18 protein-coding genes are annotated in these 15677 nt (G+C 65.3%); 17 read left to right on the forward strand and 1 reads right to left on the reverse strand.

Annotated features, from left to right (window positions below; translation table 11 throughout):
* Positions 1-180 precede the first annotated feature (180 nt).
* The 3 genes from OG326_RS19050 to OG326_RS19060 are packed head-to-tail and all read left to right on the forward strand — an operon-like array spanning position 181 to position 2317.
* A complete protein-coding gene (locus OG326_RS19050; RefSeq protein WP_327145991.1) occupies positions 181-537 on the forward strand; it encodes a VOC family protein in 357 nt (118 codons plus the stop codon).
* 38 nt (positions 538-575) lie between these two features.
* The gene (locus tag OG326_RS19055) at positions 576-1499 is read left to right on the forward strand and encodes an ABC transporter ATP-binding protein (protein WP_327145992.1); all 924 of its coding nucleotides are present in this window, start codon (positions 576-578) and stop codon (positions 1497-1499) included.
* Positions 1496-2317 (forward strand): ABC transporter permease subunit, encoded by an 822-nt coding sequence (locus OG326_RS19060; protein WP_327145993.1) that lies wholly within the window; start codon positions 1496-1498, stop codon positions 2315-2317. Before OG326_RS19055 ends, OG326_RS19060 begins: the two co-directional genes overlap by 4 nt.
* Before the next feature lie 91 nt (positions 2318-2408).
* On the opposite strand, the gene OG326_RS19065 is transcribed toward OG326_RS19060, so the two are convergent.
* Positions 2409-3356: an alpha/beta hydrolase gene (locus OG326_RS19065; RefSeq protein WP_327145994.1), complete on the reverse strand. Its 948-nt coding sequence runs from the start codon at positions 3354-3356 to the stop codon at positions 2409-2411.
* 166 nt (positions 3357-3522) lie between these two features.
* Here OG326_RS19065 and OG326_RS19070 point away from each other — a divergent pair, with 166 nt between their 5' ends.
* The 14 genes from OG326_RS19070 (at position 3523) to OG326_RS19130 (ending at position 15677) form a co-directional block, all read left to right on the forward strand.
* Positions 3523-4434 carry a helix-turn-helix transcriptional regulator gene (locus OG326_RS19070; RefSeq protein WP_327145995.1) on the forward strand — a complete coding sequence of 304 codons (912 nt, stop codon included), beginning with the start codon at positions 3523-3525 and terminating at the stop codon, positions 4432-4434.
* On the forward strand, positions 4431-5087 hold the full coding sequence (locus OG326_RS19075; RefSeq protein WP_327145996.1) for an NAD(P)H-binding protein: 657 nt from the start codon (positions 4431-4433) through the stop codon (positions 5085-5087). Before OG326_RS19070 ends, OG326_RS19075 begins: the two co-directional genes overlap by 4 nt.
* The gene (locus OG326_RS19080; RefSeq protein WP_327145997.1) at positions 5084-5986 is read left to right on the forward strand and encodes an alpha/beta fold hydrolase; all 903 of its coding nucleotides are present in this window, start codon (positions 5084-5086) and stop codon (positions 5984-5986) included. Before OG326_RS19075 ends, OG326_RS19080 begins: the two co-directional genes overlap by 4 nt.
* 154 nt (positions 5987-6140) lie before the next feature.
* Complete coding sequence (locus OG326_RS19085) at positions 6141-7274, forward strand: FAD-dependent oxidoreductase (RefSeq protein WP_327145998.1); 1134 nt, start codon at positions 6141-6143, stop codon at positions 7272-7274.
* A gap of 111 nt (positions 7275-7385) precedes the next feature.
* Complete coding sequence (gene hypA / locus OG326_RS19090; protein WP_327145999.1) at positions 7386-7760, forward strand: hydrogenase maturation nickel metallochaperone HypA; 375 nt, start codon at positions 7386-7388, stop codon at positions 7758-7760.
* A complete protein-coding gene (gene hypB / locus OG326_RS19095) occupies positions 7718-8542 on the forward strand; it encodes a hydrogenase nickel incorporation protein HypB (protein ID WP_327146522.1) in 825 nt (274 codons plus the stop codon). Before hypA ends, hypB begins: the two co-directional genes overlap by 43 nt.
* 112 nt (positions 8543-8654) lie before the next feature.
* Complete coding sequence (locus OG326_RS19100; RefSeq protein WP_327146000.1) at positions 8655-9710, forward strand: hydrogenase expression protein HypE; 1056 nt, start codon at positions 8655-8657, stop codon at positions 9708-9710.
* Between the two features lie 10 nt (positions 9711-9720).
* Positions 9721-11517 (forward strand): nickel-dependent hydrogenase large subunit, encoded by a 1797-nt coding sequence (locus OG326_RS19105; RefSeq protein WP_327146001.1) that lies wholly within the window; start codon positions 9721-9723, stop codon positions 11515-11517.
* 27 nt (positions 11518-11544) lie between these two features.
* Positions 11545-12462 carry a NifU family protein gene (locus tag OG326_RS19110; protein WP_327146002.1) on the forward strand — a complete coding sequence of 306 codons (918 nt, stop codon included), beginning with the start codon at positions 11545-11547 and terminating at the stop codon, positions 12460-12462.
* Positions 12459-13091 carry a DUF5947 family protein gene (locus OG326_RS19115; RefSeq protein WP_327146003.1) on the forward strand — a complete coding sequence of 211 codons (633 nt, stop codon included), beginning with the start codon at positions 12459-12461 and terminating at the stop codon, positions 13089-13091. Before OG326_RS19110 ends, OG326_RS19115 begins: the two co-directional genes overlap by 4 nt.
* Positions 13091-13741, forward strand: a complete 651-nt coding sequence (locus OG326_RS19120) for a DUF6084 family protein (RefSeq protein ID WP_327146004.1) — start codon at positions 13091-13093, stop codon at positions 13739-13741. Before OG326_RS19115 ends, OG326_RS19120 begins: the two co-directional genes overlap by 1 nt.
* Positions 13738-15063, forward strand: a complete 1326-nt coding sequence (locus OG326_RS19125) for a hypothetical protein (RefSeq protein ID WP_327146005.1) — start codon at positions 13738-13740, stop codon at positions 15061-15063. The genes OG326_RS19120 and OG326_RS19125 overlap by 4 nt, the downstream gene beginning before the upstream one ends.
* A gap of 25 nt (positions 15064-15088) precedes the next feature.
* Positions 15089-15199, forward strand: a complete 111-nt coding sequence (locus OG326_RS43050; RefSeq protein WP_442791041.1) for a DUF6893 family small protein — start codon at positions 15089-15091, stop codon at positions 15197-15199.
* A gap of 1 nt (position 15200) precedes the next feature.
* Complete coding sequence (locus OG326_RS19130; RefSeq protein ID WP_327146006.1) at positions 15201-15677, forward strand: hydrogenase maturation protease; 477 nt, start codon at positions 15201-15203, stop codon at positions 15675-15677.

Genomic DNA, 15677 nt, shown 5'->3' on the forward strand with positions numbered 1-15677 from the left:
CCGGTACATGCAGGTGGATTCCGTAGTGCACGTAGGTGGTCCGTGCCCCGATCAGTGGTGGGTTCCGTGATCGGCACGGATGTGGGGCGGCAGCACCGGAAGCCAAGCTATGACCACGTCCAGAACGGCTCACCGGCCGCGGAGATCGGGTCGCTTCGGCCCACTACCTCAGGAGTCATCATGACCACCTCGTCCACCCAGGGCATCAAGACCGTGCTGCACACCGTCTCCGATCTGCCCGCCGCCAAGGCGCTGTACACCGCGCTGCTCGGCGTATCGCCGCAGACCGATTCCTCCTTCTACGTCGGCTTCGATACCGAGGGCCAGCACATCGGCCTGGTCCCGGCCGGCGGCGCCGAGAACGTGACCGCACCGGTCGCGTACTGGCACGTGCCGGATATCGAGGCGAAGCTCGCCGAGGTGACCGCGGCGGGAGCCACCACGAAGGAGCCCGCACACGAAGTCGGCGGCGGCCGGCTGGTGGCCACCTTCGCCGATCCCGACGGCAATGTCCTCGGGCTGATCCAGGACCGATAAGCACCAGCCCCGTCGCTCGTCTTTCTAAGGAAGAAGCCATGATCGAGGCCAAGCACCTCACCAAGCACTACGGTGGCAAAACCGCCGTGAACGACCTCTCCTTCACCGTCCAGCCGGGCCGGGTCACCGGATTCCTCGGTCCGAACGGTGCGGGCAAGTCCACCACCATGCGCCTGCTGCTCGGTCTCGATCGCCCCGACCACGGCGACGCCACCATCAACGGTCAGCACTATCGCGATATGCCGCAGCCGATGCGGGTGGTCGGCGCGCTGCTGGAAGCGCGTGCCGTGCACAGCGGCCGCAGCGCCTACGACCACCTGCTGTGCCTGGCTCAGGCGCAGGGCCTGCCCCGGCGCCGCGTCGACGAGGTCATCGAGCAGGTCGGCCTGACCGCGGTGGCCCGCAAGCGGGCGGGCGGCTTTTCCCTGGGCATGGGCCAGCGGCTCGGCATTGCCGTTGCGCTGCTGGGTGATCCGGCCCTGCTGATTCTGGACGAACCGCTCAACGGTCTCGATCCCGAGGGCATCGTTTGGATCCGGAATCTGATGAAGGCGCAAGCCGCGGCGGGCCGCACCGTGTTCGTCTCCAGTCATCTGATGAACGAAATGGCCGTCACCGCAGACCATCTCATTGTCATCGGCCGCGGCAAGCTGGTCGCGGACTGCTCCACCGAGGAGTTCATCGAGCGCAGCACCGACCACAGCGTCCTGGTCAAGAGCCTCGATCAGGAGCGGCTCGCACAGCTGCTGCGCGCCGAGGGCGGCATGGTCACCGGCGGTGTCGAGGGTCTCGAGGTGACGGGACTGGAGGCTCCGCGCATTGCCGAACTCGCCGCCTCCGCCGGGCTGGTGCTGCACGAGCTCACCCGCCGGCGCGGCTCGCTGGAGGACGCGTTCATGGAGCTGACCCGCGAGAGCGTGGAGTACGACATCAAGATTCCGGCCGCTGGAGGAGTGAAATGACCACCGACACCGCATTTTTCATCGATACCCGGGAACCGGGTTTCGGGCAGCTGATGCTGTCGGAGTGGACCAAGATCCGCTCGGTCCGCTCTACGATCTGGTCACTGATCCTGCTGGTTGTCCTCGGTGTGGCGAGCACCGCGCTGTTCATCGGAATGGGCGTCGCCCAGTGGGACGGCGCAGATGCCTCCCAGCAGGCCGCCATGCGCCTCGATCCGACCGGAACCATCCTCGGCAGCGGAATCCTGCTCAGCCAGTTGACCGTCTGCGTGCTCGGCGTCATGGTCATCTCCTCCGAGTACTCCACCGGCATGATCCGCGCCAGTCTGCTCGCCGTGCCCAAGCGAGTACCGATGCTGGCGGCCAAGGGCGCGGTCTTCGGGCTGCTGACCCTGGTGATGGGCGAACTGGTCTCGTTCCTGTCCTTCCTGATCGGCGCCCCGATCATGAACAGCAAGGTCCCGGTCTCCCTCGGTGACCCCGGAGTCCTGCGCGCCGTCATCGGCTGCGGCCTCTACCTGGCCATGCTCAGCCTCTTCTCCCTCGCCGTCGGCGCCATCATCCGCCACACCGCAGCCGGTATCACCGGCGTCATCGCCTTCGTCCTGGTCATCGCGCCGATAGCCAAAATGCTCCCCGGCACCCTCGGCAAACACATCCACGCCTACCTCCCCTCCGAAGCCGGCCACCTCCTTGCCCAGCAACACCCCGCCGCCGGCGACCTCCTCGGCCCCTGGCAGGGCTTCGCCGTCCTAACCCTCTGGACCGCAGCCCTTCTGGTCATCGCAGCCGTGCGCCTACAGCGCCAGGACGCCTGACCCACCGCAGTTGCCGGGCAATTCGAGCAACTATCGAGCGGGGAGTGCTTCAGCGAATTCGTTGAAGCACTCCCCGCTCGATTCCGTTGTCCTACCCCGCCTCTTGACCCGACCCCGCCGGAGCGGCAGCTAGGTGCTCGGCAAAGAAGCCCGCCAGCTTGGTGACGGCGGCCGGAACGTATTCGTCCCGGTCGTAGAGGTCGATATGAGTCGCGCCCTCGATCCAGAACAGTTCCTTGGGTTCGCGGGCCTGCTCGATCGCCTGCCGGCTGAAGTAGGTGGTGTCCGCTTCGGTGCCGGCGATCATCAGCAGCGGTCGCGGCGAGATCAGGTGGATGAGGTCGTAGGAGGAGTACTGGGCGATCTGGTCCACACTGCGCGATACCCACCAGTTGGGTGAATTCGGGTGTTGCGCACGAGGTGTGCGGTAGTAGTCGCGGCCCTCGGCATAGAGGGTGGGCCAGCCCCGTGCGTCCTCTTCGGTCTCCGGAACCACGCGTTGCCGCCGAGGTTCCTTGCCCTGCGCCTCTTCATTGCGCGCGGCCCCGGCCTCATCGAGCATGCCGCGCACTATGTCTTCGCTCTGTCCGCCGCCGAGCCCCTCGCGGAAGAGAGCGCCGATATCGGCCGCGCTGACGGTCGCGACGGCCTTGATCCGGTGCTCGGTCTGCGCGGCGAAGGGAACATAACCGCCGGATGCGCAGATTCCCAGCGCACCGATCCGTTCCGGATCGACCTGCGGCAGGGTCGCCAGGTAGGTGACGGCGCTCCTGATGTCTTCGGCGCGGGCGAACGGATTCTCCAGGAATCGCGGTTCGCCCTCGCTCTCGCCCTGGTACGACGCATCGAAGGCGAGGGTGACAAAACCGGCGCGGGCGAGTCTTTCGGCATAGAGTCCCGCGGTTTGCTCCTTTACTCCGCCGAAGGGGTGCGAGACCACGATCGCGGGGCGTCGCTGTCCGTCGGTGTAATCAGCCGGGGTGTAAAGGTTTCCGGCGAGTGTCAGCCCACTGCTGGGGAATTTCACATCGGTCCGCACGTTTCGTCTCCTCAACGTTGTCGCTGCGATGCCGTCCTCGGCATGCTGTAGTCAGCCTCGCTCGCCGCGAATACCTCGACCAGCGTGAAATCGTTCCCGGGCACCTGCGTTCCTGGGACAAAACCTGCCATCCCTGGAACAGCGGGGGGAGTGCACAATCAAGACCATGGGCAGCGGCGCGGAACGGCACAACGAGCTGGGGGAGTTCCTGCGCACCCGGCGTGCCCAGATCACGCCGGACCAGGTCGGACTGCCTGCGGTGGGCCAGCCGCGCCGCGTTGCGGGCCTGCGCCGGGAGGAGGTCGCACAGCTGGCCGCGATCAGCGCCGACTACTACACCCGGCTCGAGCAGGGGCGTCTCACGAGTGCTTCGGAGTCGGCGCTGACCGCTATCGCTCGCGCACTGCGTCTGGATGCCGACGACGAGATCTATCTGCGGCAGCTGGCCCGCAAATCGAAGGTTCGCCGAGGTCCCGCCGTCCAGCGCGCCCGGCCTGCGACCGAGTTGCTGCTGAACAATCTGATCGACACCCCCGCCATTGTCCTGGGCAGGCATATGGACATCCTGGCGTGGAATCGGCTGGCCGCCGCACTGTTCACCGATTTCGCCGAAATCCCGGTCGAGCAGCGCAATTTCGTGCGGATGGCATTCCTGGACCCTGCGGTTCGCGGCCGCTATGTGGCCTGGGAGGCCACCGCCCGCATCTGCGTGGAGTACCTCCGGATGGATGCGGTGGAGTTCCCGGACGACCCCAGGCTGATGGCGCTGGTGGGTGAGCTGTCCGTCCGTGACGCCGACTTCCGGGACTGGTGGGCGGCCCGGCATGTGGCCAGGAAAACCTTCGGCGCCAAGACCTTTCACCATCCTGCCGCCGGTGAGCTCACCTTGGATTGGCAAATGCTGGCGTGCCTCGACGATCCGCACCAGACGATTCTGGTGATGACGGCGGTGCCGGGGACCCCGTCGCACCAAGCATTGCGTTTCCTCGCCTCCTGGGCCGATCCTGCAGATGGGCCGCCGGCATCCGAGAGCATCACTGCCACACCACGCGATCCTGATTACAGTGATCGTTCATGACGCGAACCGTTTTGGTCATCGGTGGTACCGGCCGCATCGGCGGGATTCTCGTCGCCAGGTGTGCCGCCCGCGGTGACAACGTCAGGATCATGAGTCGGCGCCCGGGGCCGGAGCAGCAGGATGCGCGATTCTTCGTGGGGAGCATTACCGATCGCGACGTAGTGGAACAGGCGATGCGGGAGGTGGATGCGGTGGTGATCACGGTGGAACCTCCGCGCGACGCCGAAGGTGTTGAGGCCGTTCTGCATCGAGGGGTCCGCTCGGTCGCGGAAGTCGCGGCATCGAGTCAGGCGGCGGTGGTGCTGGTGAGCCAGATCTACATCACCCGGCCGCACGCCATGCCCGGATTCGAGGAGATCGTCGCTGCCCGCGCCCGGGGCGAGCAAGCCCTGCGCGCCAGTGGCGCGCAGTACAGCATTGTGCGACCCAGCTGGCTCACCGACGAACCCGGCGGCCGGGCCGGACTGCTGCTCGACCAGGGCGACACCGGCGAGGGCAGCGTCACGCGCGAGGATATCGCCGGAATCTGCCTGCAGGCGCTGGTGCATCCGCAGGCCCGCGGCAAGACCTTCGAGGTCTACAACACCGACGGCCCACCCGATATCGACTGGGCCAAGCAGTTCGACGCGCTCGACCTCGATCCACAGGCATGACGGAGAGCGCGGCGTCGCTGCCACCGGATGTCCGGTCGTGGCGCGAGAGTGGGCGCTGGATGCAGTGTGCAGCCGGTCGGGTGTTCGTACGGTCGGGTCAAGGTTCCGGGCCGACTGTGCTGCTGCTGCATGGATATCCCTCGAGTTCCTACGATTTCCGGCGCGTTGTCGATCAGCTCGGGGGCCGGGCGTGGGTGGCGCTGGACTTTCTGGGCTTCGGGTTCTCGGATAAGCCGCGTCCGCATCGGTACAGCCTGTTCGAGCAGGCCGATATCGTCGAGGAGGTCGTCGCCGGGAGTATTGCCGGGCCGGTTGTGGTGCTGGCGCACGATATGGGGACCTCGGTCGCCACCGAGCTGCTCGCGCGGGATATCGAAGGCGCACTGTCGTTTTCGATGGAGCGCGTGGTGCTGGGCAATGGCAGTGTGATTCTGGAGAAGGCATCATTGCGGCCGATTCAGAAGATTCTGCGTGGTCGGCTCGGTCCGGTGGCGGCGCGGCTGGCCAATCGGGTGCTGTTCACTCGTGAGTTCGCGCAACTGTTCTCCGCGCGGCATCCGCTGTCGAAGGACGAGGCTGCCGCGCAATGGGCGCTGCTGTCCAATGAACGTGGCCACCGGATCACGGATCTGCTCACCGCCTACCTGGATGAGCGGGTGGTCCATGCCGCCCGCTGGCACGGCGCTGTCCGCGACTGGGGCAAACCTCTCGGATTTCTCTGGGCCACAGGTGATCCGGTCGCCACGACAGCCGTTCTCGACGGACTGCGCGCTTTGCGGCCCGCCGCGGCTGTTGTCGAGCTACCCGGCCTGGGCCACTATCCGCAGATCGAGGATCCCGGTGCGTACGCTGCCGGTGCCCGGCGGCTGCTGGGTATCGAGGACGGTCCCGGTACGTAGTATGGTGTGCGGGAACAACTGAACAGGATGCACGAAAAAATGTCCCAGAATGGTGTTTCGGGACAGCACGATTCGCAGGTTATCGCGACCTCCGTAGTGTGAAATCCCTTGGGGATCCGGTGCTTTCTTCGTATGTATTAGAAGGAAGTGGACTGTGAATTTTCGTGTGAATATTGTCGGGGCAGGTATGAGCGGGCTGGCGCTTGCGCACGGTCTCCATCGTCTGGGCATCGAGGTAGCTGTTTTCGAGCGGGATCCTTTTCCCGGTGCTCGGGCGCAGGGGTACCGCATTCAGCTCGACGCACCGGGGCTCGACGGCTTGCGGCGTTGTCTGCCGCCGGAACTGTATGAATCGTGTCTGGCCACAGCCGCATCGCCGCCACCTCGGGTGACAGTGCTGGATCAGCACCTGAAGGTCCTTGCCGATCGGGCGGTGAGCGAACGTGCGAGGTCGGGGATGATCACCTCGCTCGCTTTCGACCGCGCGACGCTGCGGCAGCTCCTGCTGGCCGGTCTGCCCGCCGACGTGCACTATGGCGCACAGTTCGCCACCTACGACCAGCTGCCCGACGGCCGCATCGCCGCCCACTTCGCGGACGGTCGCATCGTGGCCGGGGATCTGCTGGTCGGTGCGGACGGCGTCAACTCGGCTGTGCGCCGAAAACTGTTGCCAGAGGCCGAGATCGAGGACGCCGGGCTGCGGCTCATCTACGGGAAGATCCCGCTGCCGGATCCGGCCGCGCACGCAGTGCCGGACTGGGTGTTCGAGAGCATCTTCACCGTGGTGAAGGGAGCGGGCGGCACGCATATGGGCGTGGGTCCGGTCCGGAACTACGTCGCCTGTCTGGTCGGCGCGACCACCGATCATCCGTGCATGCCGTCGTTCGCCGAAATGCGTCGGCTCGACGGACCGAATCTTCGCGACCTCGCACACCGCATTATCGGAACCGGCCACCATCCCGATATCGACCGCATTCTCGGCAGTTGGGACACCGCCACCCTGATCCCCCTGCGCATCTCCACCTCCGGTGCCGTGCGGCAATGGGATTGCCACGGCGTCACACTGGTCGGTGATGCCGTCCATGCCATGAGCCCGGTACTGGCCATGGGCGCGAACACCGCGCTGCGGGATGCAGGGGAGCTGACCCTCGCGATATCGGCGGCACTCGAATCCGGAACATCCCCGCACGATGCGGTCCGCCGCTACGAAACCGGCATGCTCGAGTACTCCTCGGCATTGGTCGCCGCTTCCCGGCGCACGGGTCAGGAGCGCGTCGGGCAGCGATGAACCTGGTCAGTGGTCCACACGGCGGAACCGGTATCGGTCACCGGAACCGCTATATCTGCGGGACTCACAGCGGTAGCCTCGAAGTGGTCCTTCGATAAAACGAGGCCTGTGATGCACGAAATGGCTATCACCCAGAGCGTGGTCGAAGCCGTGTGTGAGCACGCGGCCGGCCGGACGGTGTACAGCGTCACCATTGCGGTCGGCGCGCTGTGCGCGGTGGTTCCCGATGCGATGCGGTTCTGTTTCGAGCTCGCCACCGAGGACACTGTCGCCGCCGGGGCCCAGCTCGACATCGAGCTGGTCCCCGGTCAGGCGAACTGCCGATCCTGCGGCGCGGAATTCACACTGGCCGACCTGATTCTGTTGTGCCCCTGTGGAAGTGCCGATCTCGATGTGACCTCCGGGCGGGAACTGAAGATCCGGTCGATGGAAGTGAGCGAAGAATGTGCGCAACCTGCGGATGCGGCAACGATGCGGCGGCCGTAATCACCATCCCGCATGAACACGGGCATGAGCACGCCGCCGGGCACAGCCATGAGCACGATCAGCACAGCCACGATCATGACCATGCGCACGGGGCGGATCATGTCCACCTGCCGGTGACCGAGACGATCACCCTGGAACAGAAGATCCTGGCGAAGAACGACATCCTCGCCGGTCACAATCGCACCTGGCTGGAACAGCGAAAGATTGTGGCGTTCAATATGACCAGCTCACCGGGTGCGGGCAAGACCACCCTGCTCGAGCGCACCATCCGTGAGCTCGGCGAGCTGCCGATCGCGGTGATCGAGGGCGATCAGGAGACCCTGCTCGACGCCGAGCGAATCCGGGCCACCGGTTGTCCCGTCGTGCAGATCAATACCGGCGCGGGCTGCCACCTCGACGCCGACATGATGCGCCGGGCGCTCGACACCCTGGCGCCGGCGGCCGGCACGCTGCTGTTCATCGAGAATGTCGGAAACCTGGTGTGCCCCGCGCTGTTCGATCTGGGCGAGCGGAGCAAGGTCGTAGTGATCTCGGTGACCGAGGGCACCGACAAACCACTCAAATATCCACACATGTTCGCAGCCGCCGGGCTCGTCATCGTAAACAAGATTGATTTACTTCCGTATGTCGACTTCGACCTGGAGAAATGCCGAGAATATGCGCGCTCGGTGAACCCGGGCGTAGAAATTCTGCCGATGTCGGTAACCACAGGAGAAGGCGTTCCGGCCTGGTATGCGTGGCTCGCGAAGGAGTGCGGGCTGGTTGCTTTCGACCGGCCTTGATCACGCTGGGGGCCGGGCCTAGACTCATGTGATCGGGGTCACGTTCAGGTGATGATCTCCATATTGGGAGAGACCATCACCAGCGTGTCCGTGCTCCAGAAGGGTGGCTTCCGTGCCAACTCAGGAAGCAGTCAAAGCCGAAGAAACGCTGATTCATGTCTTGTGGATCAATGCCGGCCTCAGTTGTGACGGTGACTCTGTGGCGCTGACTGCCGCCACTCAGCCGAGCATCGAAGAGATTGCGCTAGGGGCGCTTCCGGGCTTGCCGAAAATTGCGGTGCACTGGCCGCTCATCGATTTCGAATGCGGCCCGACCGGCGGCGCCGACGACTTCCTCGAATGGTTCTTCAAAGCCGATCGCGGCGAATTGGAACCGTTCGTCCTGGTGGTCGAGGGCTCGATACCCAATGAGCAATTACATGAAGAGGGCTACTGGTGCGGATTCGGAAACGATCCGGCCACCGGGCAGCCCATGACAACCAGCGAATGGCTGGACCGGCTCGCGCCCAAGGCGACCGCCATCGTCGCGGTCGGCACCTGTGCGACCTACGGTGGCATTCACGCCATGGCCGGTAACCCGACGGGCGCCATGGGCGTCCCGGATTACCTGGGCTGGGACTGGAAGAGCAAGGCCGGCATTCCGATCGTCTGCGTACCCGGCTGCCCGATCCAGCCCGACAACCTGTCGGAGACCCTGACCTACCTGCTGTACATGGCGACCGGCCAGGCGCCGATGATCCCCCTCGACGAGGCGCTGCGGCCGAAGTGGCTGTTCGGCGCGACCGTGCACGAAGGTTGCGACCGGGCAGGCTATTACGAGCAGGGCGAATTCGCCACCGAGTACGGTTCGCCGAAATGCATTGTGAAACTGGGCTGTTGGGGTCCGGTCGTCAAATGCAATGTGCCCAAACGCGGTTGGATCAACGGCGTCGGCGGCTGCCCGAATGTCGGCGGTATCTGCATCGGATGCACGATGCCCGGATTCCCCGACAAATTCATGCCTTTCATGGACGAGCCGCCCGGCGGCAAGCTGTCGTCCACGGCATCCGGGCTCTACGGATCGGTGATCCGCAATTTGCGGCACATCACGGGTCGCACGGTCGACAAAGAGCCGCGCTGGCGGCACAAGGGCGAAAAGCTGGAAACCGGCGCGTCGCGCACCTGGTAGGAGAAGCTCGATGACACAGATCATCCCGGAGCCGTCGCACCGAAAGATCGATCCGGACAGTCTCGTCGAAATGGCGTGGGATCCGATCACCAGAATCGTCGGCAGTTTGGGCATCTACACGAAAATCGATTTCGAGAATCGTGAGGTGGTCGAGTGTCACAGCACCTCCTCCATCTTCCGCGGTTATTCGATCTTCATGCGCGGCAAGGATCCTCGCGACGCGCACTTCATCACCAGCCGCATCTGCGGTATCTGCGGTGACAATCACGCGACGTGCTCGTGCTATTGCCAGAACATGGCATACGGTGTGAAGCCGCCGCATCTGGGTGAATGGATCGTCAATCTCGGCGAGGCCGCCGAGTACATGTTCGACCACAATATCTTCCAGGAGAACCTGGTCGGCGTGGACTTCTGCGAGCGAATGGTCGCCGAGACCAATCCCAGCGTGCTGGCCAAGGCCGAGAACACCGACGCACCGCACGCGGGTGAGCACGGCTATCGCAAGATCGCCGACATCATGCGGGCCCTCAACCCGTTCACCGGTGAGTTCTACCGGGAGGCATTGCAGGTCAGCCGGTACACCCGCGAGATGTTCTGCCTGATGGAAGGCAGGCATGTGCACCCCTCGACGCTGTACCCCGGCGGTGTGGGCACGGTCGCGACCATCCAGTTGATGACCGACTACATGTCCCGGCTCATGCGCTACGTCGAGTTCATGAAGAAGGTCGTGCCCATGCACGACGACCTGTTCGACTTCTTCTACGAGGCCCTGCCCGGCTACGACCAGGTCGGCCTGCGCCGCACCCTGCTCGGCTGCTGGGGTTCGTTCCAGGATCCCGAAGTGTGCAATTTCGCCTACAAGGATATGGAGACCTGGGGCAACAGGATGTTCGTGACCCCGGGCGTGGTGGTGGACGGCAAGCTGGTCACCACCTCCCTGGTCGATATCAACCTCGGCATCCGAATCCTTTTGGGCAGTTCGTATTACGACGACTGGACCGATCAGGAGATGTTCGTCAAGACCGATCCGCTGGGCAATCCGGTGGACCGGCGGCACCCCTGGAACCAGCACACGAATCCGAAACCGCAGAAGCGGGATATGGACGACAAGTACAGCTGGGTCATGTCACCGCGCTGGTACGACGGCCAGGACCATCTCGCGCTCGATACCGGCGGCGGGCCACTGGCCCGGCTGTGGTCGACGGCGCTGGCCGGGCTGGTCGATATCGGCTACGTGAAGTCTACGGGCCACAGCGTGCAGATCAATCTGCCCAAGACCGCGCTCAAGGGCCCGGTCAGCTTCGAATGGCAGATTCCGGTCTTCGGCAGCAATACCTTGGAGCGCAATCGAGCTCGCACGTATTTCCAGGCCTATGCGGCGGCGTGCGCACTGCACTTCGCCGAACAGGCGCTGGTGGAGATCCGGGCCGGCCGCACCAAGACCTGGGAGAAGTTCGAGGTGCCGGACGAGGCCATCGGCTGCGGTTTCACCGAGGCGGTGCGCGGCGTGCTCTCGCATCACATGGTGATCCGGGACGGCAAGATCGCCAACTATCACCCGTATCCGCCGACACCGTGGAATGCCAACCCGCGCGACAGCTTCGGCACGCCGGGACCGTACGAGGATGCGGTGCAGGGCCAGCCGATCTTCGAGGAGAACGATCGCGAGCACTTCAAGGGCATCGACATCATGCGCACCGTGCGCAGCTTCGATCCCTGTCTGCCGTGCGGTGTGCACATGTATCTCGGCGAGGGCAAAACGCTGGAGAAACTGCACTCGCCGACACAGACGCTCACCGCGGAGTGAACAGCACCGGGCGACAGGAGAGATGAAGTGGACAATCGCCCGGGAGATCGAGACGGCGGCGCTGTCGACGAGAGCTACTGGCGCGGAGCCGGTGAGCGGATAGAGACGCTGCTGGATGCCAGTTCGGCCGGCGGCGCGGTGGCCAGGGACCGCGCCGAGCAGCTGGTGCGTGAGGTCGCCGATCTGTACGGGGCCGCGCTCGCGCGGGTGCTACAGCTGGTCGACGCGCACACCGTCGACCGGCTGGCCGGCGATGATCTGGTGGCCAGTCTGCTGCTCGTGCACGGTCTGCACCCGCACGATGTACATCGCAGGGTGCAGACGGCATTGGACAGTGTGCGGCCCTACCTCGGATCGCACGGTGGTGATGTGACACTGCTCGGCGTCGCGGAAGGTGTGGTGCGGCTGGAACTGTCGGGTAGTTGCAAGACCTGCCCGTCCTCCTCGGTGACGCTGGAACTGGCGGTGGAGGATGCCGTCCGCGCCGCCGCGCCGGAGATCGAATCCATTGAAGTGGCTGCGGCACAGCAGGAATCGTCGAGCGGATTGATCGCGGCCGATTCGCTGTTCTCCCGCGTGCACGCGAACGGCCATTCCTCGGGCAGCTGGATCGCCGCACCCGAACTGGCGCAATTGCAGCCGGGTGAGGTGGGCGGCTTCGCGCTGGCCGGTATGACCATCCTGGCCTGCCGCGTCGGTGAGGATCTGTACGCCTACCGCGATCACTGCCCGTCCTGCGATAAATCGCTCGCGGGCGCGGCGCTGCACCGCCGGGTCGGCTACCCGGTCGGTGATGCGGTCCTGCGATGTCCGTCGTGCCGCGCGCATTTCGATGCCGTGCACGCCGGCGCGCGAGTCGACGGCGAGGGTCACCTCGAACCCCTGCCGGTGCTGGTGCGTTCGGGTGAGCTGTCGGTGGCCGTCCCGGTGGGGGTGGGCGGATGAGCTCTCCGTTCCGCGTGCTGCAACGCATTACCGCCGATCGCAAGCCCGCCGTCCCGGCCGGTGAGCGGTGCGAAATGTGTGCGGAGACCATTGCCGACCAGCATCAGCATGTCGTGAATGTCGAAGGCAGACAGCTCATGTGCGTATGCCGCGCGTGCTATCTGCTGTTCATCGACGGAAACGCCACCCTGCGCTACCGGGCCGTCCCGGACCGCTATCTGTCCTTTCCGGACTTCACGATCAGCCAGGGGGAGTGGGACGCTCTCGATATTCCGGTCGGCCTCGCCTTCTTCTTCCACAATTCGGCGCTGGATCGGACCGTCGCGTTCTATCCGGGTCCGGCGGGTGCGACGGAATCCGAACTGCCCCTGGCGGAATGGCGTGCGGTCCGGGAACGGCACCCCGAGCTCGACGTGCTGGCCGCCGATGTCGAAGCGCTGCTGATCCGGATACCCGAACGCGGTACCGCCGAGGCCACCTGCCTGCTGCTGCCCATCGACGCCTGTTACGAATTCGTCGGCCGGATGCGCACGCTGTGGCGCGGTTTCGACGGCGGGCAGGATGTGCACCGCTATATGGACGACTTCTTCGCCACGGTGTCCGCCCGCGCGCGGCCCGGAGGTGCGTGATGAGTCCCGTCTACTCCACCACCTTCGCGGTCATGGACATCGAACCGGAACCGTATGCGGTGGCGCCGATCCTGTCCGCGCGCGTGGGCATCGCCGCCCTCGGCGAGGACCCGGTGCATGCCATCGCCCTGCGGGCCCAGGTGCGGATCGAACCGTACCGCCGCTCCTACACCGATGAGGAGAGCAGCGGCCTGGTCGACCTGTTCGGCCCGCGTGAACGCTGGCGTGACACCCAGCGGTCCTTCCTCTGGATGCATTGCGCCACCATGATTCCCGGCTTCAACGGCGGCACCGAGGTGGATCTGCCGATGCCGGTCACCTATGACTTCGAAGTCACCGGATCCAAGTACCTGCACGCGCTGCGTGAGGGCACCGTGCCCTTGATCTTCCTGTTCAGCGGGACCGTATTCTTCAAGGGCGCCACCGGTTTCGCGATTCAGCAGATCCCCTGGGATCGTGAGGACAAGTTCGACATGCCGGTCTCGGTCTGGCACGACCTGGTCGCGGCGCATTTCCCCAATGACGGATACGTCCGCTTGACCTCGGAAACCCTCGCCGCCCTGGCCGCCTACAAATCCAGCCACGGTCTGCTCGGATTCGATGACGCCGTGACCAAGCTGCTGGCCCACGCGGCCGAGGGGGCGTCATGAACGCTCCCGGTTCCGCCGCCGTCCGTGCCGTCGCCGACGCGGTGCTGTACGAGGGCTATCTGCTCTACCCCTACCGCTCGACGTCGGGAAAGAACCAGTCCCGCTGGCAATTCGGGGTACTCGGCCCCGAAGGCGCGGTGCAGTCCGGCCTCGGTGAGGACCCGGAGATCTCCGCGCAATGCCTCATCGAGGCGGGCGAGGGAGCCTCGATCCAGCTCGCGGTGCGCTTCCTGCACTTGCAGCGCCGGGAGGCGCAGGACCGGGACAGGACACCGACTGCGGAACTGGTCGTCGGCGCGCAGTCCTGGATCACCTGGGACGAAGCCGTCGAAGGTGAGATCGCTTTCGGCCCGATGCCGCCCAATGACATGACATTGCCGTTGTCGGTGCCGGGCGGGACCGAGGTCGAACAGATCTGCGATGCCGGGGGAGACCCGGCCGGGCGGTTGGTGCGAACGCGTTTTCCCTTGGCGGGGGAGCTCACCCTCGCCGCCGAAAAGGACGGTCCCTACCTGCGATTGACCGTGCGGGTGCGCAATGCCGGTGCGCCCGCGGCCGATAGCCGCGATGCCATCGCCCGCTCATTCATCGGCGCGCACATCATTGCCGAACTCGAAGGCGGACAGTTCATTTCACTGCTCGAACCGGAGCCGGACGCGGCAGCTGCCGCGGAGCGCTGCGTGCATCACCGATGTTTCCCGGTCCTCTCGGGTCCGGAGGGTGATCGCAGCACACTGCTGATCTCCCCGATCATCCTCTACGACTACCCGCAGATCGCGGAACAGAGCGAGGGCGCGCTGTTCGACTCCACCGAGATCGACGAGATCCTCACCCTGCGCGTCATGACCATGACCGATGAGGAGAAGGCACAGGCCCGCGCCACCGATCCCCGTGCGGCACAGATCATCGACCGCTGTGACGCCATGACACCGGAGTCCATGCAGCAGCTGCACGGTGTGCTGCGCGATCCACATCTCGGCGAGCCCCGCCTGGTGCCGGAAATTCCGGAGGGCGTCGACTGGTGGGATCCGCTCGCCGACAATGCCGTCGCGCCGGAGTCGGATGCGGTGTCGGTCAACGGCATTCGTGTCAGCAAAGGCAGCCGTGTGCGCCTGCACCCGTCCCGTCGCGCCGATGCCCAGGACCTGTTCTTCGACGGACAGATCGCCCGGGTCACCACGGTGCACGAGGATGTCGACGGCCAAGCCCACGTCGGCGTCGTCATAGAGGACGATCCCGCGGCCGACCTGCATGAATGGTACGGCCGCTACCTCTACTTCGCGCCGGACGAAATCGAACCTGTCAGCAGCCCAGAAAAGTGAAGGGAAGTCATCCGCCATGGAAGTAATGGGAGTGATCGCGACCGTAGTGGTCGGTGTGGTCGTCGTGGCAGGGCTGTACCTCGGTGTCCGATCGATACCGGATGTACGGCGCTACCTGAAGATTCGCCACATGTGAGATGACGGATCGGGTGCTCGTCGCCGGAATCGGCAATATCTTTCTCGGTGACGACGGATTCGGCCCGGAGGTGGTGCGGCGACTACCGCAGCATCCGGATACCGCTGTGCGCGTGGTCGATTACGGGATTCGCGGCATGCACCTCGCCTACGACCTGCTGGACCCGTGGGCCGCACTGATACTGATCGATGCGATACCGAATCACGGTGCGCCGGGCGCGATCAGGATCTTCGCCCCCGAGCCGCATGCCTCCGGCGCCGCACAGCTCGATGCCCACGCCATGAATCCGGAGGCCGTCTTCGCGAGCGTGCGCGCACTCGGCGGACAGCTGCCGCGCACCGTTGTCGTCGGCTGCCAGGTCGAATCCGTGGACGAGCGCATGGGCCTGTCCGAACCGGTCGAGGCCGCCCTCGATGCCGCGGTCGCCGCGGTGGATCGGGTGCTCGCCGAGCTGCTGACCACCTCAGGGGAGGAGTGA

This window comes from Nocardia sp. NBC_01327 (genome assembly GCF_035958815.1).
Lineage (GTDB): Bacteria > Actinomycetota > Actinomycetes > Mycobacteriales > Mycobacteriaceae > Nocardia.

Excerpts from the sequence above, each read along its gene's own strand:
- hypA (WP_327145999.1), top strand. The coding sequence starts at position 7,386 with ATGCACGAAATGGCTATCACCCAGAGCGTGGTCGAAGCCGTGTGTGAG.
- hypB (WP_327146522.1), top strand. The coding sequence starts at position 7,718 with ATGTGCGCAACCTGCGGATGCGGCAACGATGCGGCGGCCGTAATCACC.
- OG326_RS19070 (WP_327145995.1), top strand. The coding sequence starts at position 3,523 with ATGGGCAGCGGCGCGGAACGGCACAACGAGCTGGGGGAGTTCCTGCGC.
- OG326_RS19125 (WP_327146005.1), top strand. The coding sequence starts at position 13,738 with ATGAACGCTCCCGGTTCCGCCGCCGTCCGTGCCGTCGCCGACGCGGTG.
- OG326_RS19060 (WP_327145993.1), top strand. The coding sequence starts at position 1,496 with ATGACCACCGACACCGCATTTTTCATCGATACCCGGGAACCGGGTTTC.
- OG326_RS19105 (WP_327146001.1), top strand. The coding sequence starts at position 9,721 with ATGACACAGATCATCCCGGAGCCGTCGCACCGAAAGATCGATCCGGAC.
- OG326_RS43050 (WP_442791041.1), top strand. The coding sequence starts at position 15,089 with ATGGGAGTGATCGCGACCGTAGTGGTCGGTGTGGTCGTCGTGGCAGGG.
- OG326_RS19055 (WP_327145992.1), top strand. The coding sequence starts at position 576 with ATGATCGAGGCCAAGCACCTCACCAAGCACTACGGTGGCAAAACCGCC.
- OG326_RS19050 (WP_327145991.1), top strand. The coding sequence starts at position 181 with ATGACCACCTCGTCCACCCAGGGCATCAAGACCGTGCTGCACACCGTC.
- OG326_RS19115 (WP_327146003.1), top strand. The coding sequence starts at position 12,459 with ATGAGCTCTCCGTTCCGCGTGCTGCAACGCATTACCGCCGATCGCAAG.
- OG326_RS19080 (WP_327145997.1), top strand. The coding sequence starts at position 5,084 with ATGACGGAGAGCGCGGCGTCGCTGCCACCGGATGTCCGGTCGTGGCGC.
- OG326_RS19130 (WP_327146006.1), top strand. The coding sequence starts at position 15,201 with ATGACGGATCGGGTGCTCGTCGCCGGAATCGGCAATATCTTTCTCGGT.
- OG326_RS19075 (WP_327145996.1), top strand. The coding sequence starts at position 4,431 with ATGACGCGAACCGTTTTGGTCATCGGTGGTACCGGCCGCATCGGCGGG.
- OG326_RS19120 (WP_327146004.1), top strand. The coding sequence starts at position 13,091 with ATGAGTCCCGTCTACTCCACCACCTTCGCGGTCATGGACATCGAACCG.